Here is a 26,833-nt window from a genome sequence, read left to right as displayed (position 1 = left end):
TAAAAGAGTTGCATTGGTTTAGATTATTTGCTATAATAATTTCTGTTGTTGCGGGTATGGCGGAATTGGCAGACGCGTCAGACTAAGGATCTGGTGGGCGTTTTAGCCCGTGATGGTTCGAATCCATTTACCCGCATAGCAGATAGCGAGGATCACTTTTGTTGATTCTCGTTTTTTTTATACAAAAAATACAAAAATAGTGAGGTTTTTAACATGGCAAAGTATGTTAAGTTTTTAGCAAGTGCAGGTTATTTTCCCGAAACAGTAGTTACTAATGATGAATTAAGTCAAATTATGGAAACAAACGATGAATGGATTCAAGCGCATACTGGAATTAAAGAGAGACGTTATGCAATTGATGAAAATACATCTGATTTAAGTACAAAAGTTGCTTTGAAATTATTAAAACAAAGTAATTTGCAAGCAGAAGCAATTGATTTAATTATTCTTTCAACTATTTCACCAGATGCAATTACACCATCAACGGCTGCGATTGTGCAAAGTAACATCGGTGCTAAAAATGCTTTTGCATTTGATATTTCTGCAGCATGTAGTGGATTTGTCTATGCATTAAGTATTGCAGAAAAATATGTTCGTTCGGGACAATATCAAAATGTGATGGTTATTAGTGCGGAAGTAAATTCAAAAATGATGGACTTTACTGATCGGACTTCAGCTGTCTTTTTCGGAGATGCGGCTGGTGGAGCTATTTTAAGTGCTAGTGATAATCCAAATGATGAAATGTATGTAGCTGAAAAATTAGCGACAAAAGGTGATGCTGATGTTATTCATAGTGGACGCATTGCTCCTTTAAGTGCGGTGAAAGCTGATAATTATCCACAAATGGATGCCTTTTATCAAGATGGACGTGCGGTTTATGAATTTGTAACAAGTACGGTTTTAGCACATATTCAACAATTTTTAGCTGAACAAAAATTAACAGCAGATGATTTTGATTTGATTGTTTTACATCAAGCTAATTTACGTTTGATTGAATATATTGCGCAAGAATTAAAACAACCATTAGATAAATTTGCGATTAATGTACCAACAATTGGGAATACATCTTCCGCTGGTTTACCAACAGCTTTAGCTGAACGATTATCTGATGGTCAAACATACGGTAAAGTATTATTAACTGGTTTTGGTGCTGGATTAGCCTATGGATCAGTTATCTTAAATTTACAAAATTTTTCTCAAAAATAGATTCGTCAAGATAAAAGGATTGAAATATAGACATTAAAAATCGAAATTAAGCAAAAGCCTTAAAACATAGGATTTTTAGAATATTTAATTTTAGAACAAGTGTTGATTTGTATTGACATTAGACCCTAAAAAACATTAAAATATTCTTGTGTGTATAATTCAAAAAATAAACATCAAATTTGATGATTAAGAAAATAATTGTCATTTAATTGACGATGTGGAGGTGCAATATGCAGGCAACAACAATTATCCTCGCCCTCGCCATCGCAGTCGTAACATTAGTAGTTGGTTTTGGTTTAGGTGTGTTCATGCGTAAAAACACGTATGAAAAATCTCTTGATGCAGCAACTCAAACTGCAGAAGGAATTATTGAAAGTGCTAAAAAAGAAGCAGAAACGCAGAAAAAAGAAGCATTATTAGAAGCTAAAGACGAAAGCCATCGCTATCGTAGTGAAATTGAAAGTGAACTTAAAGATCGTCGGAATGAAGTTCAAAGACAAGAAAATCGCTTATTACAACGTGAAGAAAATCTTGATCGTAAAGATTCACAATTGAATAAACGTGAACTTAGTCTTGAAAACAAAGAAACGAATTTAACTCATAATCAAGAAGCACTGAAACAACAACAAGAAGAAGTTGCTGAACTTATCCAAAAACAAGCTGATAAGTTAGAAGAAGTAGCAGCTTTGACTAAAGAAGAAGCTAAAGAATTAATTTTAGAAGAAACTAAGATTAGTTTAAATCGCGAACTTGGAAAGATGATTAAAGATAGTGAAACAGAAGCAAAAGCGAATGCTGATCGTGACGCTAAGAACTTAATCGCTCAAGCTATCCAACGTAGTGCAGCTGATATGGTATCTGAAACAACTGTTTCAGTTGTGAATTTACCAAATGATGAGATGAAAGGTCGTATTATCGGTCGTGAAGGTCGAAATATTAGAACTTTAGAAACATTAACAGGGATTGATTTAATTATTGATGATACTCCTGAAGCAGTTGTATTAAGTGGATTTGATCCCGTTCGTCGGGAAATTGCGAAAATTGCACTTGAAAAATTAATTCAAGATGGTCGGATTCACCCAGCGCGTATCGAAGAAATGGTTGAAAAAGCAACTAAAGAAGTTGATACTAAGATTCGTGAAACAGGGGAAGAAGCTATTTTCGAATTAGGTTTACATTCAATGCATCCTGATTTAATTAAAACAATTGGTCGTTTGAAATATCGAACAAGTTATGGTCAAAATGTTTTAAATCACTCGATTGAAGTAGCTAAAATTTCAGGTGTCTTAGCCGCTGAATTAGGCGAAGATGTTACTATGGCGAAACGCGCAGGATTATTACACGATATTGGTAAAGCAATTGACCACGAAGTTGACGGATCACACGTTGAAATTGGGGTTGAATTAGCTAAGAAATATAACGAAAATGAAACAGTTGTTAATACAATTGCTTCACACCACGGTGATGTGGAAGCTAAATCAGTTATTGCTGTTTTAGTTGCTGCGGCTGATGCTATTTCAGCTGCTCGTCCCGGAGCTCGAAGTGAATCATTAGAAAATTATATTCATCGTTTAGAAAAACTTGAAAATATTTCCAATGATTTCAAAGGTGTTAAGAAAAGTTATGCAATTCAAGCGGGCCGTGAAGTGCGCGTAATTGTGAAACCAAATGAAATTAACGATTTAGAAGCAATCGTTCTTTCACGTGATATTAAGAATAAAATTGAAGAAGAAATGGAATATCCAGGTCATATCAAGGTTACTGTTATCCGTGAAACAAGAGCAATTGAATATGCTAAATAATTAGTTCAAATAAACAGGCTTTAGCAACTGCTAAAGTCTGTTTTATTTGTTATAAATAGAAGTGAAAAATGTTAAAATGAAACATGAAACTAAAAGAAAAGAGGGAGATTATGCGTCTCTTATTTATTGGTGATGTAGTCGGAAAATCAGGTCAGCAAATGGTAACCGAATATTTACCACGTTTAAAAAGAAAATATCATCCACAAGTTACAATTGTTAATGGTGAAAATGCAACTCGTGGTCGCGGAATTAATTATCAAGTGTATAAAAAGTTATTGTCTGATGGTGCTGATGTGATTACGATGGGGAACCATACATGGGATAACGCTGAAATTCAAGATTTTATTGATGATACGACTAAATTGATTCGTCCGGCTAATTTTACAAAAAATAAAGTACCCGGTCGGGGATATACGATTATTAATGTCAATCAAACTAAAATCGCGGTTTTAAATCTCCAAGGACGCGTGTTTATGCAGCCATCTGATGATCCATTTGCTGTTATTGATGAAATTTTAAAAGAAATTCAAAATCAAGTGGATGTGATTTTTATTGATTTTCATGCAGAAACAACTAGCGAAAAAGAAGCTATAGCATGGTATTTAGATGGTAAAGTAAGTGCAGTTGTCGGAACTCATACGCATGTGCAAACCAATGACGCTCGGATATTACCACAAGGAACAGCGTATTTAACTGATGTAGGAATGACTGGACCTTATGATGGAATCTTAGGAATGAAGCGTGATAGTGTGATTGCTAGATTTGTGAATCAAATGCCAGTCCGATTTGAAGTTGATGAAGATGGAAGACAAACATTAAGTGGATGTGTGATTGATATTAACGATAAAACAGGGCAGGCACAAAAAATTAGTGCGTTTCAAATTAATCCAGATCATCCATTTTTTGAATAAAAGCAGAAATTACGAGGAGATTATATGGCGAAAAAAGCAAAAGTAACACCGATGATGGAACAATATTTAGCGATAAAAAAAGACTATCCGGATGCTTTTTTATTTTATCGTTTAGGAGATTTTTATGAAATGTTCTACGATGATGCGGTCAAAGGGTCACAAATTTTGGAATTAACTTTAACGCAACGAAATAAAAATGCACAAGATCCAGTTCCAATGTGTGGAGTACCACATCATGCGGCTGCTAATTATATTGATATATTAGTTGAAAAAGGCTATAAAGTAGCATTATGTGAACAAGTAGAAGATCCTAAACAAGCTAAAGGGATGGTTAAACGTGAAGTTGTTCAATTAATTACACCAGGAACAATGCTAAATCGTAAAGGTCAAGAAACTAAAGAAAATAATTTTTTAATTGGAATTCATGCGGGTCAAGGAGAATATGGATTGGCTGCGGTTGATTTAGTTACTGGTGAATTACAAGTCACATATTTAAATGATTTTGCAGCAGTTTTACAAGAAATTGTTAGCTTTAGAAGTAAAGAAGTTGTTGTTGATGAAAGTATTTCTGAAGTTGAATTAGCTGATTTGAGCAAATTACCAATTTTGATTTCAAAACAAGTTGCACAAGAAGCAATTGCAGAAGTTAGTTATATTACGCAAAATTTAAATTTTGATGTGGAAATTCAAGCTGTTCAACATTTATTAATGTATTTAACAGTGACACAAAAAAGAACATTATCTCATTTGCAAAAAGCTTGTCATTATCAAGCAACGCAATTTTTAAAAATTGATAATTCTTCAAAACGTAATTTAGAAATCACTCAAAATATTAAAACTAATAAAAAAGCCGGAACTTTACTATGGTTATTGGATGAAACGAAAACAGCCATGGGGAGTCGCATGTTAAAACAATGGTTGGAGCGACCATTATTACAAAAAGAAGCTATTCAACAACGTCAACAAATGGTACAAGTCTTTTTGGATCATTATTTTGAACGGAGTACTTTACAAAGCGAATTGAAATACGTTTATGATTTAGAGCGTTTAGCAGGTAAAGTTTCTTTAGGAACATTGAATGGTCGAGATTTAATTCAATTAAAAACATCTTTAGAACATATTCCGCAAATCCGATATGTGATTGAACAATTAAATACCGGAGAATTTAATGAATTATTAGCTAAATTAGATCCAGTTCAAGAAGTCGTCGATTTGATTTCACAAGCAATCGTTGAAGAACCACCGTTATCTATTACAGAAGGTGGCGTTATTCAACCTGGATATCACCCGGAATTGGATCAATATTTGGATGCGATGGCTAATGGGAAAAAATGGTTAGCTGAACTGGAAGCTAAAGAAAGAGCTGCCACAGGTATTAATAAATTAAAAATCGGTTTTAATCGTGTCTTTGGTTATTATATTGAAGTTTCTAAAGGAAATTTAGCTAAGTTACCAGAAGATCGCTATCAAAGAAAACAAACGTTAACTAATGCAGAACGGTTTATTACTCCAGAGTTAAAAGAAAAAGAAAACTTGATCTTAGGTGCTAAAAACAAAGCGATTGAATTGGAATATCAACTATTTGTTCAAATTCGTGAACAAATCAAGCAAGAGATTCAGCGATTACAACAATTAGCACAAACAATTGCTCAATTAGATGTGTTACAAAGTTTTGCTCAAGTTAGTGAAGATAATCATTTTGTTTGTCCAGAATTTAATGATCAACAAAATTTAAATATCACAGCTGGCTGGCATCCAGTTGTAGAAAAAGTTATCGGACGTCAAAAATATGTTCCTAATGATGTGGTTATGAAGCAAGAACAAACGATTCTTTTAATTACTGGTCCGAATATGTCGGGTAAAAGTACGTATATGCGTCAATTAGCTTTAACAGTAATGATGGCGCAAATTGGTTGTTTTGTACCAGCACAAAAAGCTGAATTGCCCGTATTTGACCAAATCTTTACTAGAATTGGTGCAGCTGATGATTTAATTTCTGGTGAATCAACATTTATGGTTGAAATGAAAGAGGCTAATTATGCTTTAAGTCATGCTAGTGCCAATAGTTTAATTTTATTTGATGAAATTGGTCGTGGGACAGCAACTTATGACGGTATGGCTTTGGCGCAAGCAATTATGGAATATTTAAGTACAAATGTGAAAGCTAAGACTTTATTTTCCACACACTATCATGAATTAACGGCTTTAGAAGATGAATTACCTGGTTTAAGTAACATTCATGTTGGTGCAGTTGAAGAAAATGGAACGTTAGTCTTTTTGCATAAGATGCAACCAGGACCAGCTGATCGCTCATATGGGATTCATGTAGCTCAATTAGCCGGGATGCCTAATTCGCTTTTACACCGTGCTAATGAGATTTTAACAATTTTAGAAAATCAAGATCAAACTACAGAATTATTGACACAACCAAAAGATGTCAATTTAGCGGAGGTACAGACTCCAGTTGCTGAACATGAAGATGAAGTTAATCATGATGTGATCAAAGAAGATTTAGGGCAATTAGAATTATTTGTGCCAGAAGAAGTTACTACAACGAAGAATTTAAGTAAACAAGAAGAACAAGTTTTAAAGGCGATTCAAGAGGCTGATTTTATGCAAATGCAATTATTTGATATTGTAAAATTAGCGATTGCTTGGCAAGAAGAATTGAAAAAATAAAGTTCAAAGGGGTGTTGGCAAGTGGGAAAAATTCATGCATTATCTGATGTTTTAGCTGATCAAATTGCTGCTGGTGAAGTTATTGAACGACCAGCCTCAGTTGTTAAAGAATTAGTTGAAAATGCAATCGATGCAAATGCAACACAAATTGATATTGTGGTTGAAGAATCAGGCATTAAGAAAATTCAAATTAGTGATAACGGAAGCGGGATTGCACCAGAAGATGTGAAACTTGCCTTCCAACGTCATGCAACAAGTAAGATTTATCGGCGTGAAGATTTATTTAAAGTTCAAAGTCTTGGTTTCCGTGGAGAAGCATTACCAAGTATTGCCTCTATTGCAGATGTAATTTTAGAAACAGCTACACAAGACGCAACGCAACAAGGCTCTTATTTACAAATTAAGGGTGGCGAAATTTTAGTTGAAAAAGCAGCGCCAAGTCGCCCAGGAACAACTATTACAGTGTCTGATTTGTTTTATAATACACCAGCTCGTTTGAAATATTTAAGCTCTTTACAAACAGAGTTAGCTGCAATTAGTGATATTGTAAACCGGTTAGCGTTAAGTCATCCGGCAATTGCTTTTTCATTGCGCAGTAATGATAAAAAATTATTACAAACAGCTGGCAATGGTAATTTACAACAAACAATTGGAGCAATTTACGGAGTGCAAAACGCACGGCAAATGATTCAATTTAATGGACAAGATTTAGATTTTAAAGTATCTGGTTATATTTCGTTACCTAAATTAACTAGAGCGTCCAGAAAATATTTAAGTTTGATTATTAATGGTCGTTATGTGAAAAATTATCAATTAACGAAAGCATTATTAGCTGGATATGGTTCCAAATTAATGGTGGCACGGTATCCGATTGCTGTTTTAGAAATTGAGTTAGATCCATTGTTAATTGATGTGAATGTTCATCCGACAAAACAAGAAGTTCGTATTTCTAAAGAAGCTGCTTTAGCAGAATTAATTGAAAAAAGTATTTATGAACGTTTAGCGCAAGAAAATTTAATTCCAAATGCAATTGTAAATATTAAAAGTTCTCGGAAAGAGAAAGTGGATTTTGAACAATTAGAAATTGGGATGAATGAGGCGGCACAAGCCTATAAAGTACGTATTCCGCAAGAAGAACCACGTTTGAATGGAGAACAAGCATCTGAAACACTAACTCAGGTAGAAACATTGGATCAAACAGTGATGATTACTACAAAAGCTGATTTAACATCGGAAGCAGTTCAACGTTGGGATGAAAAATATGCACAGCCTCAGATTGAACTTTCAGAAAAAGTTGCTGAAGAAGTTAGTTGGGGTGAAGAAGTAACGACAGACGATTCAACTAGTGAAAAATTTCCAGAGTTAACTTATATCGGTCAAATGCATGGAACATATTTATGTGCAGAAAGTCCACAAGGTTTTTATTTAATTGATCAACACGCTGCACAAGAACGAATTAAATATGAAGAATTTCGGACTAAGATAGGTGAAGTGGCGGAGGATCAACAGAATTTATTAGTTCCGATAGTTTTAACATATCCGACTAGTGAAAGTTTACAAATTAAAGAAAATCAAGAAAAGTTACGTGAAATTGGAATTTTCTTAGAAGAGTTTGGCCAAAATACGTATATTGTCCGACAACATCCAACTTGGTTGAAAAAAGGTGAGGAAGAACAAATAATTCGAGATTTGATTGAATTATTTTTACAAGATAAAAAATTAAGTATTGCGAAGTTCCGAGAAAAAACGGCTATTATGATGAGCTGCAAAAAATCAATTAAAGCTAATCATCATTTAGATGAAAAACAAGCGAAAGCATTATTAGTGCAATTAAGTCAATGTCAAAATCCATTTAATTGTCCACATGGAAGACCTGTTTTAGTTCATTTTACTAATCAAGATTTAGAAAAAATGTTTAAGCGAATTCAAGATCCGCATCAAAGTGAAGGGTTGCCGGAATTTTAAAATCAAATTATGATACAATTTGGAATGAAGTTTATTTGCGGAAGCGATAAGAAAGTGGTTATATAATGTATGAATATTTTACAGGGGTAATTACGAAAGTAACGCCTTATTATATTGTAGTTGAAGTTAACGGAATTGGTTATCAAGTATATGTAGCTAATCCTTTTCGTTATCAAGAGAGCACAACGGATATTAAAACAATTTATATTTATCAAGCTGTGCGTGATAATGCAATTACATTATTTGGTTTTTATGATATGCTTGAAAAACAATTGTTTTTAAAATTATTAAGTGTTTCCGGGATTGGTCCGAAAAGTGCGTTAGCAATCTTAGCGAATGAAGACCATCAAGGGTTAGTTGGAGCGATTAATGCTGATGATGTGGGTTATTTAGTGAAATTCCCAGGAATTGGTAAGAAAACAGCTCAACAAATTATTTTAGATTTAAAAGGTAAATTAGATGAAGTTCAAGCAAGTCAAACTTTATTAGGGCAACAAGGGTTAGATTTGAATTTGACAGCTAGTTCACCATATTTACAAGAATGTAGTGAAGCTTTATTAGCATTAGGTTATACAAAGACAGAAGTTAAAAAAATTGCTAAAAAATTAACTGATTTCAATGGTAAATCCACAGATGAATTTTTACGACAAGCATTAAAATTAGTTATGTTAAAATAAAATTTCAAAGGAGGGGAGAAGATGGATTCAACAGAACGACTTGTTTCAATAGAGAATAATGATTTAACTGAAATGGCTAGTGAGTTAAGTCTCCGGCCCCAAACTTTTGCCCAATATATTGGGCAAGAAAAAATTAAACAAGAAATCACAGTGTATGTTAAAGCTGCGCAAGATCGACAAGAAGCCTTGGATCACGTGTTATTGTATGGACCACCTGGTTTAGGTAAAACAACGTTAGCTACAGTAATTGCTAATGAGATGCAAGTGGCGGTGAAAACAACAACCGGTCCAGCGATTGAGCGCCCTGGTGATTTAGTTGCAATTTTAAATGAATTGGAGCCTGGAACTATTTTGTTTATTGATGAAATTCATCGGCTCCCCAAAGCTGTAGAAGAAATATTATATTCGGCGATGGAAGATTATTTTATTGATATTATTGTTGGACAAGGAGAAACAGCCCATCCTGTTCATTTTCCGTTACCGCCATTTACGCTCATTGGTGCAACTACCAGAGCTGGGATTTTATCAGCTCCGTTGCGTGGAAGATTTGGCATTATTGGGCATATGCAGTATTATACAGAAGCAGAATTAACGGCAATTATTTGTCGTTCAGCTGAAGTGTTTGATACAAAAATTGATCCGCGAGGTGCATTAGAAATTGCACGTCGCTCACGAGGCACGCCTAGAATTGCTAATCGATTATTAAAACGTGTTCGTGATTTTGCTCAAGTCTCAGATAAAACAACCATTGATTTAGAAATTGTGGAATACGCTTTGAATTTATTGCGTGTTGATGAATGTGGTCTTGATGAAACTGATCACAAATTATTATTAACAATGATTGAATTATATGGTGGTGGACCGGTCGGTTTAACGACATTAGCAGCTAATATTGGGGAAGAAACAGAAACAGTAGCTGATATGTTAGAACCCTATTTAATGCAAAGTGGATTTTTAAAAAGAACACCACGAGGCCGGATGGTAACAGATAAAACTTACCAACATCTAGGATTAATTAATCCTAATCAGCAAGAATAAGAGTAGTAAGAAAGGTGAATATATTGACAGAGAAACATTTAACAACAGAAGATTTTGACTATGAATTACCAGAAAGATTAATTGCGCAAACACCATTAGAAGAACGAGATGCATCTAGAATGTTAATTTTAGATTCTAAAACAGGAGAATATCAAGATGATTATTTTTATAATGTCATTGATCAATTAAATCCTGGTGATGCTTTAGTGATGAATAATTCACGTGTTTTACCAGCCAGAATTTATGGTGTCAAACCAGATACTGGTGGTCATTTAGAAGTATTATTATTAAATAATATTCAAGGGGATAAATGGGAAACTTTGGTAAAACCAGCGAAAAGAGCTAAAGTTGGGACAAAGATTTCTTTTGGTGATGGTCAATTAACAGCTGTTGTTACCGAAGAATTAGAACATGGTGGCCGGATTATTGAATTCCAATATGATGGGATTTTTATGGAAATTTTAGAAGGCTTAGGTGAAATGCCACTACCACCATATATCAAAGAAAAATTAGATAATCCTGAAATGTATCAAACGGTTTATTCTAAAGAAATTGGTTCAGCGGCAGCACCAACTGCGGGATTACATTTTACGGAAGAACTGTTAGAAAAAATTGAACAAAAAGGTGTTAAACTTGTTTATTTAACATTGCATGTCGGTTTAGGTACATTCCGACCAGTTAGTGTAGATAATTTAGAAGATCATAAAATGCATAGTGAGTTTTATGCTTTAAGTGAGCAAGCAGCACAAACGTTAAATGAAGTTCGTCAAAATGGCGGGCGAATTATTGCTACAGGAACAACATCTATTCGTACTTTAGAAACAATTGGTAGTAAATTTAATGGTGAAATTAAAGCGGATAGTGGTTGGACAGAAATTTTTATTAAACCAGGATATCAATGGCAAGTTGTTCAAGGGTTTATTACTAATTTCCATTTACCAAAATCTACATTAGTAATGCTTGTTTCCGCATTTACAGGTCGAGAAAATATTTTAAATGCTTATCGTCATGCTGTTGAAGAAAATTATCGTTTCTTTAGTTTTGGCGATGCAATGTTTATTAAATAAGGAAGGTAACAAAAATGACAGAACCAGCAATTAAATATCGTTTAATCAAAAAAGAAAAACATACAGGGGCTCGTTTAGGTGAAATTATTACACCTCATGGAACTTTCCCTACACCGATTTTTATGCCAGTGGGCACACAAGCTACTGTTAAAGCTATTTCTCCTGAAGAACTAAAAGCTATGGGCGCTGACATTATTTTGTCAAACACATATCATTTATGGTTGCGACCTGGTGAAGATTTGGTAGAAGAAGCTGGTGGATTGCATAAATTCATGAATTGGGATAAAGGGATTTTAACTGATTCAGGTGGATTCCAAGTGTTTTCATTAGCACAAATGCGTGATATCACCGAAGAAGGTGTTCACTTTAAGAGTCATTTAAGTGGAGAAAAATTATTTTTATCACCTGAAAAAGCTATTGGAATTGAAAATGCACTTGGTGCTGATGTGATGATGAGTTTTGATGAATGTCCACCATTCTATGAAACTTATGATTATATTCAAAAATCTGTTGCTAGAACAAGTCGTTGGGCTGAACGGGGATTGAAGGCGCATAAGAATCCAGATACACAAGGCTTATTTGGGATTGTACAAGGTGCAGGATATGAAGATTTACGTCGTCAAAGTGCGCAAGATTTGGTATCACTTGATTTTCCAGGGTATTCAATTGGTGGATTATCTGTTGGTGAATCAAAAGATGAAATGAATCGTGTTTTAGATTTTACGACACCAATGTTACCTGAAAATAAACCTCGTTATTTAATGGGAGTAGGCTCACCAGATGCTTTGATTGATGGTGTAATTCGTGGTGTTGATATGTTTGACTGTGTGTTGCCAACTAGAATTGCACGTAATGGTACATGTATGACATCGCAAGGTAGAGTAGTTGTGAAAAATGCTAAATATGCTCGCGACTTTGGTCCGTTAGATCCAAAATGTGATTGCTATACATGTAAGAACTTTTCTCGTGCTTATATTCGTCATTTATTTAAAGCGGATGAAACATTTGGTCTTCGTTTAACAAGTTATCATAATTTACATTTCTTGATTAACTTAATGAAAGATGTCCGCCAAGCTATTATGGATGATAACTTACTTGAATTTAGAGAAGCTTTCTTTGAAGAGTATGGATATAATGCTGACAACAAACGTAATTTTTAGATAATTTTGGTTAAAATACTAGTAACTTGTTTTCAATTTTGATAAAGTAATTAAGTAACCTATATATTTTAAGGAGATGACACGAATGAATTCAACATTTACAACAATTGGTATGTTTGTTGTCTTGATGCTTGTAATGTACTTTATGATGCTCAGACCACAAAAGAAACAACAAAAAGCTCGTCAAGAAATGATGGATGGACTTAGCCGTGGTAATGAAGTTATTACAATCGGTGGTTTACATGGTGTGATTGATAGTATCGATCGCGAAAACAAAACAGTTACATTAGATTGCGAAGGCGTATACTTAGTTTTTGATATTCCTGCAATTCGTAATGTTATCAGCAAAACAGCTGCTGTAACACCAGAAGTTAAACCAGAAGTTAAAGAAGAAGTTGTTGAAACAGTAGAAGAAATCGTCGAAGAAAAACCTGCTGACAAAGAATAAATTTAACTTTCAAAAGGCGTGACCAATGAAAATTGGTTAACGTCTTTTTTTAATTGTTGAAATTATTTAAAGTTTTTAAAGTTCTGATGAAGAATTGTTGTCAGAATAAGCTTTTTTTGAGAAAATATATAGGAACATTTTAATGGAACGTTGAAATTAAAAGATAAGATGAGGAAGTGAAATAGTGGACTTTCAAGAAATCCAAAAAATCATTGAAGATTTTACTAATTCTGAAATACGTGAATTAGATTTACAAATTGATGATTTTAAGTTGTATTTAAATAAAAATGAAACATCACGTCTAACAGATAGTAAACAACAAGAAAACATTGAAAATAATCAATTATGCGAAGAAACAGCTAAAGCTAATTACATCAAAGCACCCATGGTTGGTAGTATCTATCTTCAACCAGAGCCAACAGCAGCTCCTTTTGTTGAAGTTGGAACGTTTGTGAAAGAAAATGATGTAGTCTGCATTATTGAAGCGATGAAAGTTATGACTGAAATTCGTAGTACAAAAAGCGGTGTTATTACTCAAATTTTAGTGAGTGATGAAGAATTAGTTGAATATGATCAACCGTTATTTAAAATTGATCAAATGATAGAGTAAATATAAGGCAGGTAAAAAAATGTTTGCAAAAGTATTAGTGGCTAATCGAGGTGAAATTGCCGTACGGATTATCCGTTCCTTAAAAGAACTTGGCATTAAAACAGTTGCAATCTATTCAACTGTCGATCGTAATAGCTTACATGTTCAGTTAGCTGATGAAGCAGTGTGTGTAGGTAGTGAACATCCCCAGGATTCATATTTAAATATGCAAAATATTCTCGCTGCCGCAATCGGGACTGGGGCAGAAGCCATCCATCCTGGTTTTGGTTTTTTAGCAGAAAATAGTCAATTTGTCGAAATGTGTGAAGCTTGTCAAATAACATTTATTGGTCCACGTTCCGAAACAATTGAACTAATGGGGAATAAAGCGAATGCTAGAATGCAGATGTTACAAAGTGGAGTACCTGTTATTCCAGGGAGCCAAGGTTATTTAACAGATATAGCTCATGCTAAAGCGGTGGCTAAAGAAGTTGGTTATCCAATTTTATTAAAAGCGGTTGCTGGTGGTGGTGGACGTGGGATTCGTCGCGTAGCCAATGAAAATGAATTAACACTAGCTTATGAAAAAGCACGCAGTGAAGCGCAAAGTGCTTTTGGTGACGATCGGATGTATTTGGAAAAAGTGTTAGAAAATGTGAAACATATTGAAGTTCAATTTTTCTGTGATAATGCAGGTCATCGAGTTTATTTTCCAGAACGTGATTGTTCAATTCAAAGAAACAAACAAAAAATGATTGAAGAAAGTCCGTGTCAGTTTTTAACGCAAGCAGAACGTGATCAATTAGGTGCGATTACATTGAAAGCTGCTGAAACACTGGATTATCAAAATACAGGAACGTTAGAATTCTTAATGGATCAAGATCATAATTTTTATTTCTTAGAAATGAATACCCGTATTCAAGTAGAACATACAGTTACTGAAATGGTGACAGGAATTGATTTAGTTAAATTACAAGTGAAAGTTGCTGCTGGTGAGGACTTGCCATTTCAGCAAGAAGATATTAAAATATTAGGTCATGCGATAGAATGCCGTATTAATGCTGAAAATCCCGTTCGAGATTTTATGCCATCAACGGGAACAATTGATTATTTATATTTACCGGTTGGAAATTTAGGTATGCGGATAGATACTGATTTATATGCAGGTGGTCAAATTACCCCGTATTATGATGCGATGATTGCTAAAGTGATTGCTTTAGGTGAAGATCGTCCAGCTGCTATCGAAAAAGTAAAACGTTTATTGGCAGAATTGGTAATTAAAGGTATTGATACTAATCAAAAATTCCACTTAGGAGTGTTGAATAATCCTGACTTTTTAGCGGGTAATGTGAGTACCGACTATTTAGAAAAAGAATTTTTAACGAAATGGAAGAGAAGAGAGAGCGATGCAACTATTTGAGCAAGATAATACGTTATCTAACAAACATATTAAAGCGAATAAACATCAGCAAGCTAAAATCCCTAAAGGAACATTTAAAAAATGTCCTAAATGTCAACAAGATTTCTTTTACAAAGAACTAGGGCAATATCAAACTTGTCCACATTGTCAGTATGGTTTTCGGATTTCAGCACAAGAACGTTTGCGCTGGTTAGCTGAGGATTTTGAAGAATGGGATGCTGATTTAAAAACTGATATTAATCCTTTAGATTTTCCTAATTATGAAGAAAAATTAGCTAAAGCACAAACTGCAACGCAATTGAATGAATCTATTTTAACGGGATGTGCTATAATAGAACAGCAAAAATGCGCTTTAGGTATTATGGATCCGAATTTTATTATGGGATCTTTAGGGACTGTGACTGGAGAAAAGATTACCCGTTTATTTGAACGGGCGACACAAGAAAAATTACCAGTTGTATTATATACAGCTTCAGGTGGTGCTCGGATGCAGGAAGGTATTTTTTCGTTAATGCAAATGGCGAAAATTTCCGGTGCTGTAAGTGAGCACAGTGCTGCCGGATTGTTATATATTGTCGTTTTAACAGATCCAACAACCGGTGGGGTAACTGCTAGTTTTGCGATGCAAGGTGATTTAATTATAGCTGAACCGCATGCTTTAATTGGATTTGCTGGAAAACGTGTTATTGAACAAACAATGAAACAAAAAATTCCAGAAAATCTACAAGATGCCGAGACATTATTACAAAATGGTTTTATTGATGCCATTATAGCCCGTGAACAACAAAAAGAAAAATTAGCGTGGCTTTTGAAATTTCATTAGAAAAGAGGGTTGAGATTTATGATTGAGATTGAAAATAAAACAGCTTTCGAGATTGTAAAAGCAGCTCGAAGTCAGGAAAAAGTAACAGCCCATGAATTAATCACGGGTTTATTTACTGACTTTTTTGAAATTCATGGAGATCGTCGTTATGCTGATGATTTAGCGATTATTGGTGGGTTAGCTACTTTTGAAGGCCAACCTGTGACGGTAATTGCGACTGATAAAGGTACAACACCAAGTGAAAAACAAGCACGCCATTTTGGTTGTCCGACACCAGCGGGTTATCATAAAGCTTTACGTTTGATGCAACAAGCTGAAAAATTTCAACGACCAGTTATTATTTTTATCAATACACCAGGAGCTTATCCAGGGCAAGAAGCCGAAGAAAAAGGTCAAGGCTTAGCTTTGGCGACTGAATTATTAGAATTAAGTACATTAGCAGTGCCGATTATTACTATTATTTATGGTGAAGGCGGTAGTGGTGGAGCCTTAGCTTTAGCTTGTGGAGATCGTGTTTGGATGTTAGAGAATAGTATTTATTCTGTATTATCCCCAGAAGGTTTTGCGACTATTTTATGGAAAGATGTAAAAAAAGTCGCTCAAGCAAGTGAAGCTATGAAATTAACGCCAGTTGAATTATATAAACAAGGTGTAATTGATGGAATTATTCCTGAAAATGAACATCGTGAAAGTTTATATCAAGCTATTTCTGCAACCTTAAGTCAAGAGATAAATAATTTAAAAGAAATGAATAAATCAGAATTGATTGCGAAACGAAAAGCACGTTTTCGTAAATTTTAAAAATAAAAATTAAAAATAGGGTATTCACTAGTAAAAAGAAAGTGAAACTCTATTTTTTGTTTTTAAAAATGTGTTAAAATATATATAACTTTGATGAATTACTTATAAAAAGTAATTTAATTATCTGAAAAGAAATAATTTGAAAGTGGTGCCCAAACACATGAATAACGAACAAAAAGCGCTTTTTATTATTTTTGGTGGAACAGGAGATTTAGCCAAAAGAAAGCTATATCCATCATTATTCCGCTTATATCAAAAAGGATATTTACAAAATAAATTTGCTGTTATTGGAACAGCACGGCGTGAATGGAGCGATGAACATTATCGCAACGTTGTTAAAGAATCTATTAAGGATTTATATTTATCAGAAAAAGTTGCTGATGATTTCGTAAGTCATTTTTATTACCAAGCTCATCATGTTAGTGATGTGGAACATTATAAGACATTACAAAAATTAGCTGATGAACTCGATAAGAAATATGCACTTTGTGGTAATCGACTCTTTTATTTAGCGATGTCACCACGATTCTTTGGTGAAATATCTCGTTATCTTAAGACAGAAAATATTGTAACTGATCATGGCTATAATCGTTTAATTATTGAAAAACCATTTGGGCGCGATTTAGCAAGTGCACAAATTTTAAATAAGGAAATTGAAAAATATTTCCCAGAAGAATCTGTTTTTAGAATCGATCATTATCTTGGTAAAGAGATGATTCAAAATATTTCAGCTATTCGTTTTGGCAATAATATTTTTTCCGCTTTATGGAATAATCGTTATATTGATAATATTCAAATTACTTTAAGTGAAGCTCTAGGTGTGGAAGAACGTGCGGGATATTATGAAACTGCCGGGGCTTTAAGAGATATGGTACAAAATCATATTTTACAAATTGTAGCTTTATTAACAATGAATGCACCGATTTCATTTAATGATGTAGATATTCGTCGTGAAAAAATAAGTGCTTTAAAAGCATTGAAAGTTTATTCAACACCTGAAGAAATTAATGAAAATTTTGTTCGCGGACAATATGCTGGCTTGGGTGATATGAAGGGGTATCGTGAAGAAAAGGATACGGCAGAAGATTCGAATATTGAAACTTTTGTGGCCGGTAAATTATATGTTGATAATATGAATTTTTCTGATGTGCCTATTTATATTAGAACAGGGAAACGAATGGCTGTTAAAACAACACGGATTGATATTGTCTTTAAGCAAGTACCAACTAATATTTTTAAAGATAGTGGTATGCAAGCTAATATGTTAACAATTAACGTTGATCCACAAGAAGGTTTGAATTTACGTATTAATGCTAAAGAGGTCAAACCTGGATTCCATACTGAAAGTATTAATTTAAGTCATTTACATGATATTGAAACTAAAGAAAATATCCCAGAAGCATATGAAAAATTATTGTTAGATGCTTTATTAGGTGATGCAACTAACTTCACTCATTGGGAAGAAGTAAATTACTCTTGGCGATTTGTTGATGCAATTCGTCACGTTTGGGATTTAGAACCAGCTGATTTTCCAAATTATCTACCGGGAACAATGGGACCAAAATGTTCTGATGAATTATTAGCTAAAGATGGTAATCATTGGGAATTTAATCCAGTACAATAAAAATATAACTAAAGATCAAGTTGCCGATAGTAACTTGATCTTTTTTATTTTGCAGTAAAAAGTTTATAATAAAATTGAAAAGAGGTGATACAGGTGGAAAGAAAAATATTGCATATTGATATGGATGCTTTTTATGCAGCTATTGAAATGCGTGATCATCCGCAATATCAAAATCAACCAGTCATTATTGCTCAAGACCCTAGGAAAACTCGCGGGCGTGGGGTGGTAGCGACTGCGAATTATGTAGCGCGTCAATCAGGTGTGCATTCAGCGATGACAGCTCAAGAAGCATTAGAACTTTGTCCGACAGCGATTTTTCAACCACCTGATTTCACAAAATATAAAGCTGTTTCACAAGCTTTTCATAAAATATTACATGAATATACTGATCAAGTAGAACCAATTGCTTTTGATGAAGCTTATTTGGATGTGACAGATAATAAAAAAGGAATTGAATCATCTTTGGTTTTGGCGCGGATGTTACAACACCAAATTTATGCAGAGTTACGATTAACTTCTTCGGTTGGTGTGTCTTATAATAAATTTTTAGCCAAAATGGGTTCAGAGTATTGTAAACCGATTGGGATTACGATAATTAAAGCTGATGATGTGAAAGATTTTTTATATCCGTTAGAAATCGCTGCGTTTCGTGGTGTGGGTAAAAAAACAGCTTTAAAAATGAAAGAATTAGGAATTCAAACCGGTGCTGATTTAAGTCAATGGGAAGAATTAGATTTGATTCGGCACTTTGGAAAAATGGGACATGTTTTTTATCAACAAATTCGAGGAATTGATCAAAGAAAAGTTCAAGGAAAACGTCAAAGAAAATCATATAGTAGCGAAAGAACATATGCTGCTGGATTAACAACACGAGCTGATGTAGAGAATCAATTACGACGGCAAGCAACACGTGTTAGCGAAAGATTACAATTAGACCAAAGACAAGGTAAAACATTAGTTATTAAAGTTCGTAATCAACAATATGAAACGATTACTAAAAGATATACACAAACAACTTATTTAGCAAACGATCCCGAAGAATTATATCAGCATGCTCAAAGATTATTTTCAGAAATTGAATTAGAACAATTAGATTTACGTTTATTAGGCTTAACAGTAACTAATTTAGCTGAAAAAGAGCAAGAAAATTTGCAATTACCACTATGGGATTCAGTTTAATTACAGATAAAAGACGGAAACTGTTGTAATTTGTGGTATACTTAATTGTTGAACATTAATTATTGAACGAGATAAATTAATTAAGAAATGAAACCAAGGAGATATAATGGATATTAAACAAAAAATTATTGCTTTAATTAAACAATACGATAAAATTATCATTCACCGTCATCAAAGACCAGATCCTGATGCATATGGATCACAAGGCGGCTTAGCTGATGTCATTCGGGCAAGTTTCCCAATGAAAACTGTTTATTTAGTTGGGAAAGATATTAAAGGGTTACGTTGGATCGATCAGCCTGAAGAAATTAGTGATGAACAATATGAAGGTGCTTTAGTGATTGTTACAGATACTGCCAATGCGCCTAGAATTGATGATCAACGTTATGATTTAGGTTCTTATCTTTTAAAAATTGATCATCATCCTAATGATGAACCATATGGAGATTTAATGTGGGTTAATGATAAAGCCTCTAGTTGTTCCGAGATGATTGTGGATTTAGTTAATAGTTCACAAGGTGAGTTAAAATTAACTCCGGAAGCAGCAGCGAAATTATATGCCGGTATTGTGGGTGATACAGGTCGTTTTATGTATAATTCGACAACAAGCGAAACAATGCGAATGACAGCTTTATTAATGGATCAAGGAATTGATATTGCGAAAATTAATCGTAAATTAGATGATATTACATTGCCAGTAGCACATTTGTCGGCTTATGTTTTAGATAATTTACAATTTACACCGCATAATGCAGCGTATGTTATTTTAAATCAAGATACATTAGCTAGTTTTGAATTAGGTGATGCTAGTACAGCGTCTGTTGTACCTTTGATTGGAAAGATTGAAGATGTTGTTTGTTGGACAGTATTCGTTCAACAAGATGATGGGAGTTATCGTTTGCGGATTCGTTCGAAAGGACCAGTCATCAATGAATTAGCCAAAGAATATCAAGGTGGGGGTCATCCTTTAGCAAGTGGCGCCCTAATTACTGACGAAAGTCAAATTGAAGAATATATTGCTAAGTTAGATGCCATTGCAGCCACAGATACAGGAGAATAATATGAACAAACAATTTACAGATTTTAATTTTAAACCGTTTATTACGGAAGCTTTAGCAGAGTTGAACTTTAAGCAACCAACTGAAGTTCAATCAAGTTTAATTCCTAAGATTTTAAAAGGAATGAGCGTAGTTGGTCAATCACAAACAGGTAGTGGTAAGACACATACTTTCTTATTACCGATTTTTGAAAAAATTGATCCAACTGTGAAAGGTGTTCAAGCTGTTATTACAACACCAAGTCGAGAATTAGCTTATCAAATTTATGAAGCAGCGAAACAATTGGCTAAATTTACAGATGGTGAAATTGCTGTTGCAAATTATGTTGGTGGGACAGATAAACAACGTCAAGTTGAAAAATTAAAGAAATCCCAACCACAAATTGTGATTGGAACACCAGGACGTATTTTAGATTTGATGCAATCAAATGCTTTAGATATTCACAATGCTCATTATTTAGTTGTGGATGAAGCTGATATGACTTTAGATTTAGGTTTCTTACGCGAAACAGATGCGATTGCTTCTGCGATGCCAAAAGATTTACAAATGTTAGTTTTCTCTGCAACAATTCCAGTGAAATTAAAACCATTCTTGAAAAAATACATGAGTAATCCAGTGATTGAAGTTATTGAAAATAAAACAGTCATCAGTCCTACGATTGAAAATGTCTTAGTGTCTACTAAAGGACAAGATCGGAATCGTTTAGTTTATAAGTTATTGACAATGGGAAATCCATATTTGGCTTTAATTTTTACTAATACTAAAGAACGCGCTGATAAATTAACTGATTATTTACGTGCACAAGGATTACGTGTAGCGAAAATTCATGGTGATATCCAACCGCGTCAAAGAAAACGTTTAATGCGTGAAATTCAAAACTTAGAATATCAATATGTAGTAGCAACTGATTTAGCTGCTCGTGGGATTGATATTGAAGGTGTGTCATTAGTATTAAATGATGAATTACCAACTGATTTAGAATTTTTCGTACACCGAGTTGGCCGAACAGGACGACAAGGTATGTCAGGAACAGCGATTACTTTATATAGTCCTAATGATGATCAAAGTATTGCTGAATTAGAAGCAATTGGTGTTAAATTTGAACCAAAAGCTTTGAAAAATGGGGAATTAGTTGATACTTATGATCGTAATCGTCGTGAAAAACGCCGTGTTCGTAAAGAAGCTCTAGACCCACGTGTGTCTGGTTTAGTTCGTAAAGCTAAGAAGAAACGTAAACCAGGTTATAAGAAAAAAATTAAACAAGCAATTAAAAAAGATGAACAAATGAAACGTCGTATTTCTCAAAGAACTGCGCGTAAAAAATAGTCATTTTAAAACAACGTAAGTTTTATGAGAAGCTTACGTTGTTTTGTTTTAGCTTAGGAATTTAATTGACAAAAAAGGGCTTTTTTCATATACTTGTGAAGAAACAGGATATATTTTTAAGTTTGACTATTTTTAGAGAAAACACGGTTGGTGAAAGTGTTAATAGCGGTTTAAAGATGCTACCTGAATGATAAAAGTAAAATATTAATTAAGAGGCTAACGAAGAATCGTTGCAAGTAAGGTGGTACCGCGCAGTTAAGCGTCCTTATCCCTTATTTTGCAACGATATTTTTTTGCCATATGAAAGGAATTATATTTATAATGAAGCAATTAACAAGTGCTCAAGTACGTCAAATGTATCTTGATTTCTTTAAAGAAAAAGAACACGATATTTTAGAAAGTGCACCACTTATTCCGCAAGATGATCCAACATTATTATGGATTAACTCAGGTGTTGCAACAATGAAACAATATTTCGATGGAAGTGTTGTACCAAAGAATCGCCGAATTACAAGTTCTCAAAAATCAATCCGTACAAATGATATTGAAAATGTAGGACGGACAGCTCGTCATCATACATTATTTGAAATGTTGGGTAACTTCTCTGTAGGTGATTATTTCAAAAAAGAAGCAATTGCTTGGGCATGGGAATTATTAACAAGTCCAAAATGGTATGCATTAGATCCAGAAAAACTTTATATGACAGTTTATCCTAAAGATCCAGATGCTAAAAAATATTGGTTAGAAGTCGGTGTTAAAGAAGATCATATTTATGAATTAGAAGATAATTTCTGGGATATTGGTGAAGGTCCATCTGGTCCTGATTCAGAAATTTTCTATGATCGTGGACAAGCAATGAACGACGTGGCAGAAGATGATCCCGAAAACTTCCCAGGTGGCGAAAATGAACGTTATTTAGAAATTTGGAATATTGTCTTTTCTGAATTTAATCATAAACCAGATGGCACATATGAACCATTACCACATAAAAATATTGATACAGGTATGGGATTAGAACGTGTTGTATCATTATTCCAAAATGCACCAACTAACTTTGAAACAGATTTATTTATGCCAATGATTCAAGCCACAGAAGAATTAAGTGGTCAAAAATATGGTGAAAAACCAGAATTAGATATTTCCTTTAAAGTTATTGCTGATCATGCACGTGCTGTTACTTTTGCAATTGGTGATGGTGCGATTCCATCTAATGAAGGACGCGGCTATGTTATTCGTCGTTTGATTCGTCGTGCTGTTATGCATGGCCAAAAACTTGGTATTGATCAAGCTTTCTTATATAAATTAGTGCCAGTTGTCGGAAAAGTAATGCAATCAGCTTATCCAGAAGTTATGGAAAATGCGGAATATATTGAAAAAGTTATCCACATGGAAGAAGATCGTTTTAATGATACATTGAAAGATGGTCTTGAATTATTGAATAATTTAATTGCTGAAACAAAAGAAGCTGGCTTAACAGAATTACCAGGTAAACCAGCATTTAAATTATATGACACATATGGCTTCCCGTTTGAATTAACTGAAGAATATGCAGAAGATGAAGGGATGACTGTTGATAAAGCTGGTTTTGATATGGAAATGCAAAAACAAAAAGATCGAGCACGTGCAGCTCGTTCTGATGCTAAATCAATGGGCGTTCAAAATGGTTTATTAACAGATATTACAACTGAAAGTGAATATGTTGGATATGCTGAATTAACTTGTGATGGAATCTTAAAAGATATTATTGTTGATAATGAATTAGTAGATCATGTAGCGACTGGAATGGCACAAGTTATCTTTGATAAAACACCGTTCTACGCTGAAATGGGTGGTCAAGTTGCTGATAAAGGTTTAATTAAAGATCAAGATGGTGATGTCGTGGCAGCTGTTGAAGATGTCCAACATGCACCAAATGGTCAAAATATGCATACAATTAAAGTTTTAAAACCAATGACTCAAGGTCAAACATATCATTTGGTTGTTGATCAAAAATTCCATGATAAAGTTCGGAAAAATCATACAGCAACTCACTTATTAGACCAAGCTTTACATGATGTTTTAGGTGAACATTCACATCAAGCAGGTTCTTTAGTTGAACCAACATATCTTCGTTTTGACTTTACTAATTTAGGTTCAGTAACTAAAGAACAATTAGCTGAAATTGAACGAATTGTTAATGAAAAAATTTGGGCTAATATGCCAGTTGAAACAATTGTAACTGATTTAGAAACAGCTAAAGAAATGGGTGCGATTGCTTTATTTGCGGATAAATATGGTGATACAGTACGTGTTGTTAAAGCTGGTGATTACTCCATGGAATTTTGTGGTGGTAATCATGTTGATAATACAAACGAAATTGGTTTATTCAAGATTGTATCTGAATCAGGTGTCGGTGCAGGTGTGCGTCGGATTGAAGCTGTAACTTCACAAGAAGCATATAATTTCTTAGAAGAACGTAACCAATTATTAAAAGATACAGCAAGTGAATTAAAAGTTGTTCAAATTAAAGAAGTTCCACGTAAAGTTGAACAATTACAAGCTCAAATTAAAGAATTAGAACAACAAAAACAAGCTTTAGAAGATAAATTTGCTAGTCAACAAGCTAATGATGTCTTTAAAAACGTTCAAGAGATTGCAGGGATGACATTAATTGCTGCACAAGTGAAAGTTTCTGGTATGAGTCAATTACGTCAATTAGCTGATCAATGGAAGACAAAAGAATTATCAGATGTTTTAGTTTTAGCAACTGTTACAGATGATGATAAAGTTAATTTGATTACAGCTGTGAGTCCAGCTGGAATTAAAGCTGGTTTGAAAGCAGGCGATTTAATTAAAGCAATTGCTCCGCATGTTGGCGGTGGCGGTGGCGGTCGTCCAGACTTAGCCCAAGCTGGTGGTAAGAACCCAGCCGGAATTCAAGAAGCATTACAAGCTGCTGCAACTTGGATGGAAAAATAATATGATGTAATAATGACAAGATAAACCGTTTAAAGTGGATTTATAAGCGGTTTATCTTGTTTTTTCTATTATGTATAGATTAAAATAGACGATTTTCATTGTGATAAGTGATAACTTCTAGTAAAATGAAGATTAAGCTAAATAATTTAGTGGAGGTGCTAAGTATGAGTTCATTAGATAAGACCATGTACTTTGATTTTGGTGAGAATCAAAGAAAAGATGTACATGATACTTTAGAAACAGTGTATGCCGCTTTGGAAGAAAAAGGCTATAACCCGATTAATCAAATTGTTGGTTATTTATTATCGGGAGATCCAGCTTATATTCCAAGACTTAATGATGCACGTAATCTAATTAGAAAGCATGAACGAGATGAAATTATTGAAGAACTCGTTCGTTCGTACTTGAATAAGGAGGACTAAGTGTGTCAAGATTAATGGGCTTAGACGTTGGTTCTAAGACAGTCGGAATAGCTGTGAGTGATTTATTAGGCTGGACAGCTCAAGGGGTAGAAATTATCCCGATTAATGAAGAAGAGGCTGAATTTGGCATTGAACGCTTGCGTGAATTAGTCAAAGAATATGATGTCGCAGGTTTTGTTGTTGGATTACCTAAGAATATGAATAATACCTTAGGTCCTCGGGTCGAAGCCTCCCAGGCATATGGTAAACTAATTTCAGAAGAATTTAATTTACCAGTTGATTATCAAGATGAACGACTAACAACAGTGGAAGCTGAAAGAATGTTGGTTGAACAAGCTGATACATCACGTAAAAAACGTAAAAAAGTTATCGACAAATTAGCTGCTGGTTTAATTTTACAAAATTATTTAGACCGTAAAGGTAAGCTAATGAGTCAAATTTAGAAATGAGGAAATAATAATGGAAAATATCGAAAGAAATGAAAATGATTTAATTACTTTAACAGACGAAAACGGAACAGAAACTTTATATCAAGTTTTATTCACATTCCAACCAGATGAATCAGATAAAGCTTATATCTTATTAGTTGATGCTGGTGCAGAAGCTGGCGATCAAGTTGATGTTCAAGCATTCTCATTTGATCCAGAATCATCAGAAACAGGTGAAGGAACACTTTACCCAATCGAAGATGAAGCTGAATGGGCAATGGTTGAAGATGTTTTAGATACATTCTTAAACGATCCTAACATGCAATAAGATTTTTTAACGAAAAATGAATGGAAGAGTTCGACCGTTATTGGTTAGAACTCTTCTTTTTTGTTAAATTAAACAAGACAACTTGGTAAAAATAAGCTAAAATTGTTTTTGTGAATAAATAAGGAGAGATAGGAAATGAATAATAAACGACGCTTTAAAGTTAAAATTGATGGTTTAGAATATATTATTATTGGAAAAAGTACACCACCACATATGGATGCTGTTGTTGAAATTATTGAACATCAATTGAAACAAGTTCGAGAAATTGATGCAACAATCTCTAAGGAACGTGCAGCAATGTTAATTGCAGTCAATGCTGTTTCTGATCAACTTAAAATGCAAGAAAAAATTGATGAATTAACGAAACAGTTAGCAGTTAGTGCCTGTGATGAAAATCCAAAGGAAGAAGCGTAAAAATGATTTTTACCATAATTGTTTTGGTGTTATTATTTTTAGGTTTTAAAAAAGGTTATCAAAAAGGTTTTTTAGTCGCTTTATTTAATGTTATTGGGTATGGAATTGTTGTTTTGGCCGCCTTCTTTTTAGCTAAAAGATTTAGTAATTTATTATTATCGTGGTTTAGTCATAATAATAGTTGGCTGAATGTTACATTTTGGCGTTTTGTGGCTTTTTGGATGTTGTTAATAATTGGTGGATTGGTTTTTCGGATGTTTTTACAAACAATAAACTTCTTTATCAAGTTACCAGTGATTGCCCAATTAGATGCCCTTTTAGGCGGGCTTTTAGGTGTAGTTGGTATGTATTTATTAATCTTTGCTAGTTTAGCAATTATATCTATTTCACCGACTTTGCATTTACAAAAACAAGTTCAAGACACAGTAATTACCAATAAAATCTTAAAAGAAACTCCCTATTTATCGGAATTGTGGCAAAAGTATCTTAATTCAAAATAGCAGGGGAAGG

General features: G+C 33.9%; 22 protein-coding genes, 1 tRNA gene and 1 pseudogene. All 24 read left to right on the top strand.

The genetic code is table 11. The features are described 5' to 3' along the window. The first annotated feature begins 50 nt into the window (after positions 1-50). Positions 51-136 (top strand) — tRNA-Leu (locus tag G540_RS0106460). A 77-nt stretch (positions 137-213) separates the two neighbouring features. Continuing rightward, a complete protein-coding gene (locus tag G540_RS0106455) occupies positions 214-1,206 on the top strand; it encodes a beta-ketoacyl-ACP synthase III (RefSeq protein ID WP_027107452.1) in 993 nt (330 codons plus the stop codon). A gap of 230 nt (positions 1,207-1,436) precedes the next feature. After that, positions 1,437-3,008 (top strand): ribonuclease Y, encoded by a 1,572-nt coding sequence (gene rny, locus G540_RS0106450; RefSeq protein ID WP_027107451.1) that lies wholly within the window; start codon positions 1,437-1,439, stop codon positions 3,006-3,008. A gap of 110 nt (positions 3,009-3,118) precedes the next feature. Then, complete coding sequence (locus G540_RS0106445; protein ID WP_027107450.1) at positions 3,119-3,919, top strand: TIGR00282 family metallophosphoesterase; 801 nt, start codon at positions 3,119-3,121, stop codon at positions 3,917-3,919. Between the two features lie 24 nt (positions 3,920-3,943). Continuing rightward, the gene (mutS, locus tag G540_RS0106440; protein WP_027107449.1) at positions 3,944-6,598 is read left to right on the top strand and encodes a DNA mismatch repair protein MutS; all 2,655 of its coding nucleotides are present in this window, start codon (positions 3,944-3,946) and stop codon (positions 6,596-6,598) included. Positions 6,599-6,619: 21 nt separating this feature from the next. After that, positions 6,620-8,563 carry a DNA mismatch repair endonuclease MutL gene (mutL, locus tag G540_RS0106435; RefSeq protein ID WP_027107448.1) on the top strand — a complete coding sequence of 648 codons (1,944 nt, stop codon included), beginning with the start codon at positions 6,620-6,622 and terminating at the stop codon, positions 8,561-8,563. Between the two features lie 65 nt (positions 8,564-8,628). Next, complete coding sequence (gene ruvA, locus G540_RS0106430; RefSeq protein ID WP_027107447.1) at positions 8,629-9,240, top strand: Holliday junction branch migration protein RuvA; 612 nt, start codon at positions 8,629-8,631, stop codon at positions 9,238-9,240. Between the two features lie 21 nt (positions 9,241-9,261). Next, the gene (gene ruvB, locus G540_RS0106425) at positions 9,262-10,278 is read left to right on the top strand and encodes a Holliday junction branch migration DNA helicase RuvB (RefSeq protein WP_027107446.1); all 1,017 of its coding nucleotides are present in this window, start codon (positions 9,262-9,264) and stop codon (positions 10,276-10,278) included. A 23-nt stretch (positions 10,279-10,301) separates the two neighbouring features. Further along, a complete protein-coding gene (gene queA / locus G540_RS0106420; protein ID WP_027107445.1) occupies positions 10,302-11,345 on the top strand; it encodes a tRNA preQ1(34) S-adenosylmethionine ribosyltransferase-isomerase QueA in 1,044 nt (347 codons plus the stop codon). A gap of 14 nt (positions 11,346-11,359) precedes the next feature. Next, positions 11,360-12,505: a tRNA guanosine(34) transglycosylase Tgt gene (gene tgt / locus G540_RS0106415; protein ID WP_027107444.1), complete on the top strand. Its 1,146-nt coding sequence runs from the start codon at positions 11,360-11,362 to the stop codon at positions 12,503-12,505. Between the two features lie 85 nt (positions 12,506-12,590). Further along, complete coding sequence (yajC, locus tag G540_RS0106410; RefSeq protein WP_027107443.1) at positions 12,591-12,953, top strand: preprotein translocase subunit YajC; 363 nt, start codon at positions 12,591-12,593, stop codon at positions 12,951-12,953. Positions 12,954-13,137: 184 nt separating this feature from the next. Continuing rightward, positions 13,138-13,563, top strand: coding sequence for an acetyl-CoA carboxylase biotin carboxyl carrier protein (locus G540_RS0106405; protein ID WP_027107442.1), 426 nt, complete (start codon positions 13,138-13,140; stop codon positions 13,561-13,563). A 19-nt stretch (positions 13,564-13,582) separates the two neighbouring features. Then, entirely contained in the window at positions 13,583-14,962 is a 1,380-nt protein-coding gene (gene accC, locus G540_RS0106400; protein WP_027107441.1) for an acetyl-CoA carboxylase biotin carboxylase subunit, read from the top strand. Beyond that, positions 14,949-16,586, top strand: a pseudogene (gene accA / locus G540_RS07535) (carboxyltransferase subunit alpha). The gene accC and the pseudogene accA overlap by 14 nt, the downstream one beginning before the upstream one ends. Positions 16,587-16,746: 160 nt before the next feature. Continuing rightward, entirely contained in the window at positions 16,747-18,210 is a 1,464-nt protein-coding gene (gene zwf, locus G540_RS0106385) for a glucose-6-phosphate dehydrogenase (RefSeq protein WP_027107438.1), read from the top strand. Positions 18,211-18,303: 93 nt separating this feature from the next. Beyond that, positions 18,304-19,389 carry a DNA polymerase IV gene (gene dinB / locus G540_RS0106380; RefSeq protein ID WP_027107437.1) on the top strand — a complete coding sequence of 362 codons (1,086 nt, stop codon included), beginning with the start codon at positions 18,304-18,306 and terminating at the stop codon, positions 19,387-19,389. A gap of 106 nt (positions 19,390-19,495) precedes the next feature. Further along, positions 19,496-20,449, top strand: a complete 954-nt coding sequence (locus G540_RS0106375; RefSeq protein ID WP_027107436.1) for a DHH family phosphoesterase — start codon at positions 19,496-19,498, stop codon at positions 20,447-20,449. Between the two features lies 1 nt (position 20,450). Next, a complete protein-coding gene (locus G540_RS0106370) occupies positions 20,451-21,773 on the top strand; it encodes a DEAD/DEAH box helicase (RefSeq protein ID WP_027107435.1) in 1,323 nt (440 codons plus the stop codon). A gap of 321 nt (positions 21,774-22,094) precedes the next feature. Continuing rightward, a complete protein-coding gene (alaS, locus tag G540_RS0106365) occupies positions 22,095-24,731 on the top strand; it encodes an alanine--tRNA ligase (protein WP_027107434.1) in 2,637 nt (878 codons plus the stop codon). Between the two features lie 164 nt (positions 24,732-24,895). Continuing rightward, positions 24,896-25,153, top strand: coding sequence for an IreB family regulatory phosphoprotein (locus tag G540_RS0106360; RefSeq protein ID WP_027107433.1), 258 nt, complete (start codon positions 24,896-24,898; stop codon positions 25,151-25,153). Between the two features lie 2 nt (positions 25,154-25,155). Continuing rightward, positions 25,156-25,596 carry a Holliday junction resolvase RuvX gene (ruvX, locus tag G540_RS0106355; protein ID WP_027107432.1) on the top strand — a complete coding sequence of 147 codons (441 nt, stop codon included), beginning with the start codon at positions 25,156-25,158 and terminating at the stop codon, positions 25,594-25,596. Between the two features lie 16 nt (positions 25,597-25,612). Beyond that, the gene (locus G540_RS0106350; protein WP_027107431.1) at positions 25,613-25,909 is read left to right on the top strand and encodes a DUF1292 domain-containing protein; all 297 of its coding nucleotides are present in this window, start codon (positions 25,613-25,615) and stop codon (positions 25,907-25,909) included. 135 nt (positions 25,910-26,044) lie between these two features. Then, complete coding sequence (gene zapA, locus G540_RS0106345) at positions 26,045-26,323, top strand: cell division protein ZapA (RefSeq protein ID WP_027107430.1); 279 nt, start codon at positions 26,045-26,047, stop codon at positions 26,321-26,323. A 2-nt stretch (positions 26,324-26,325) separates the two neighbouring features. After that, entirely contained in the window at positions 26,326-26,823 is a 498-nt protein-coding gene (locus tag G540_RS0106340) for a CvpA family protein (RefSeq protein WP_027107429.1), read from the top strand. Positions 26,824-26,833 lie beyond the last annotated feature (10 nt).

Source organism: Ligilactobacillus ceti DSM 22408 (assembly GCF_000423245.1).
In the GTDB taxonomy this organism is placed as follows: domain Bacteria; phylum Bacillota; class Bacilli; order Lactobacillales; family Lactobacillaceae; genus Ligilactobacillus; species Ligilactobacillus ceti.
This window is presented reverse-complemented; position numbering and strand designations above follow the sequence as displayed.

Excerpts from the sequence above, each read along its gene's own strand:
- G540_RS0106455 (WP_027107452.1), top strand. The coding sequence starts at position 214 with ATGGCAAAGTATGTTAAGTTTTTAGCAAGTGCAGGTTATTTTCCCGAA.
- rny (WP_027107451.1), top strand. The coding sequence starts at position 1,437 with ATGCAGGCAACAACAATTATCCTCGCCCTCGCCATCGCAGTCGTAACA.
- G540_RS0106445 (WP_027107450.1), top strand. The coding sequence starts at position 3,119 with ATGCGTCTCTTATTTATTGGTGATGTAGTCGGAAAATCAGGTCAGCAA.
- mutS (WP_027107449.1), top strand. The coding sequence starts at position 3,944 with ATGGCGAAAAAAGCAAAAGTAACACCGATGATGGAACAATATTTAGCG.
- ruvA (WP_027107447.1), top strand. The coding sequence starts at position 8,629 with ATGTATGAATATTTTACAGGGGTAATTACGAAAGTAACGCCTTATTAT.
- ruvB (WP_027107446.1), top strand. The coding sequence starts at position 9,262 with ATGGATTCAACAGAACGACTTGTTTCAATAGAGAATAATGATTTAACT.
- tgt (WP_027107444.1), top strand. The coding sequence starts at position 11,360 with ATGACAGAACCAGCAATTAAATATCGTTTAATCAAAAAAGAAAAACAT.
- yajC (WP_027107443.1), top strand. The coding sequence starts at position 12,591 with ATGAATTCAACATTTACAACAATTGGTATGTTTGTTGTCTTGATGCTT.
- accC (WP_027107441.1), top strand. The coding sequence starts at position 13,583 with ATGTTTGCAAAAGTATTAGTGGCTAATCGAGGTGAAATTGCCGTACGG.
- zwf (WP_027107438.1), top strand. The coding sequence starts at position 16,747 with ATGAATAACGAACAAAAAGCGCTTTTTATTATTTTTGGTGGAACAGGA.
- G540_RS0106375 (WP_027107436.1), top strand. The coding sequence starts at position 19,496 with ATGGATATTAAACAAAAAATTATTGCTTTAATTAAACAATACGATAAA.
- G540_RS0106370 (WP_027107435.1), top strand. The coding sequence starts at position 20,451 with ATGAACAAACAATTTACAGATTTTAATTTTAAACCGTTTATTACGGAA.
- alaS (WP_027107434.1), top strand. The coding sequence starts at position 22,095 with ATGAAGCAATTAACAAGTGCTCAAGTACGTCAAATGTATCTTGATTTC.
- G540_RS0106360 (WP_027107433.1), top strand. The coding sequence starts at position 24,896 with ATGAGTTCATTAGATAAGACCATGTACTTTGATTTTGGTGAGAATCAA.
- G540_RS0106350 (WP_027107431.1), top strand. The coding sequence starts at position 25,613 with ATGGAAAATATCGAAAGAAATGAAAATGATTTAATTACTTTAACAGAC.
- zapA (WP_027107430.1), top strand. The coding sequence starts at position 26,045 with ATGAATAATAAACGACGCTTTAAAGTTAAAATTGATGGTTTAGAATAT.
- G540_RS0106340 (WP_027107429.1), top strand. The coding sequence starts at position 26,326 with ATGATTTTTACCATAATTGTTTTGGTGTTATTATTTTTAGGTTTTAAA.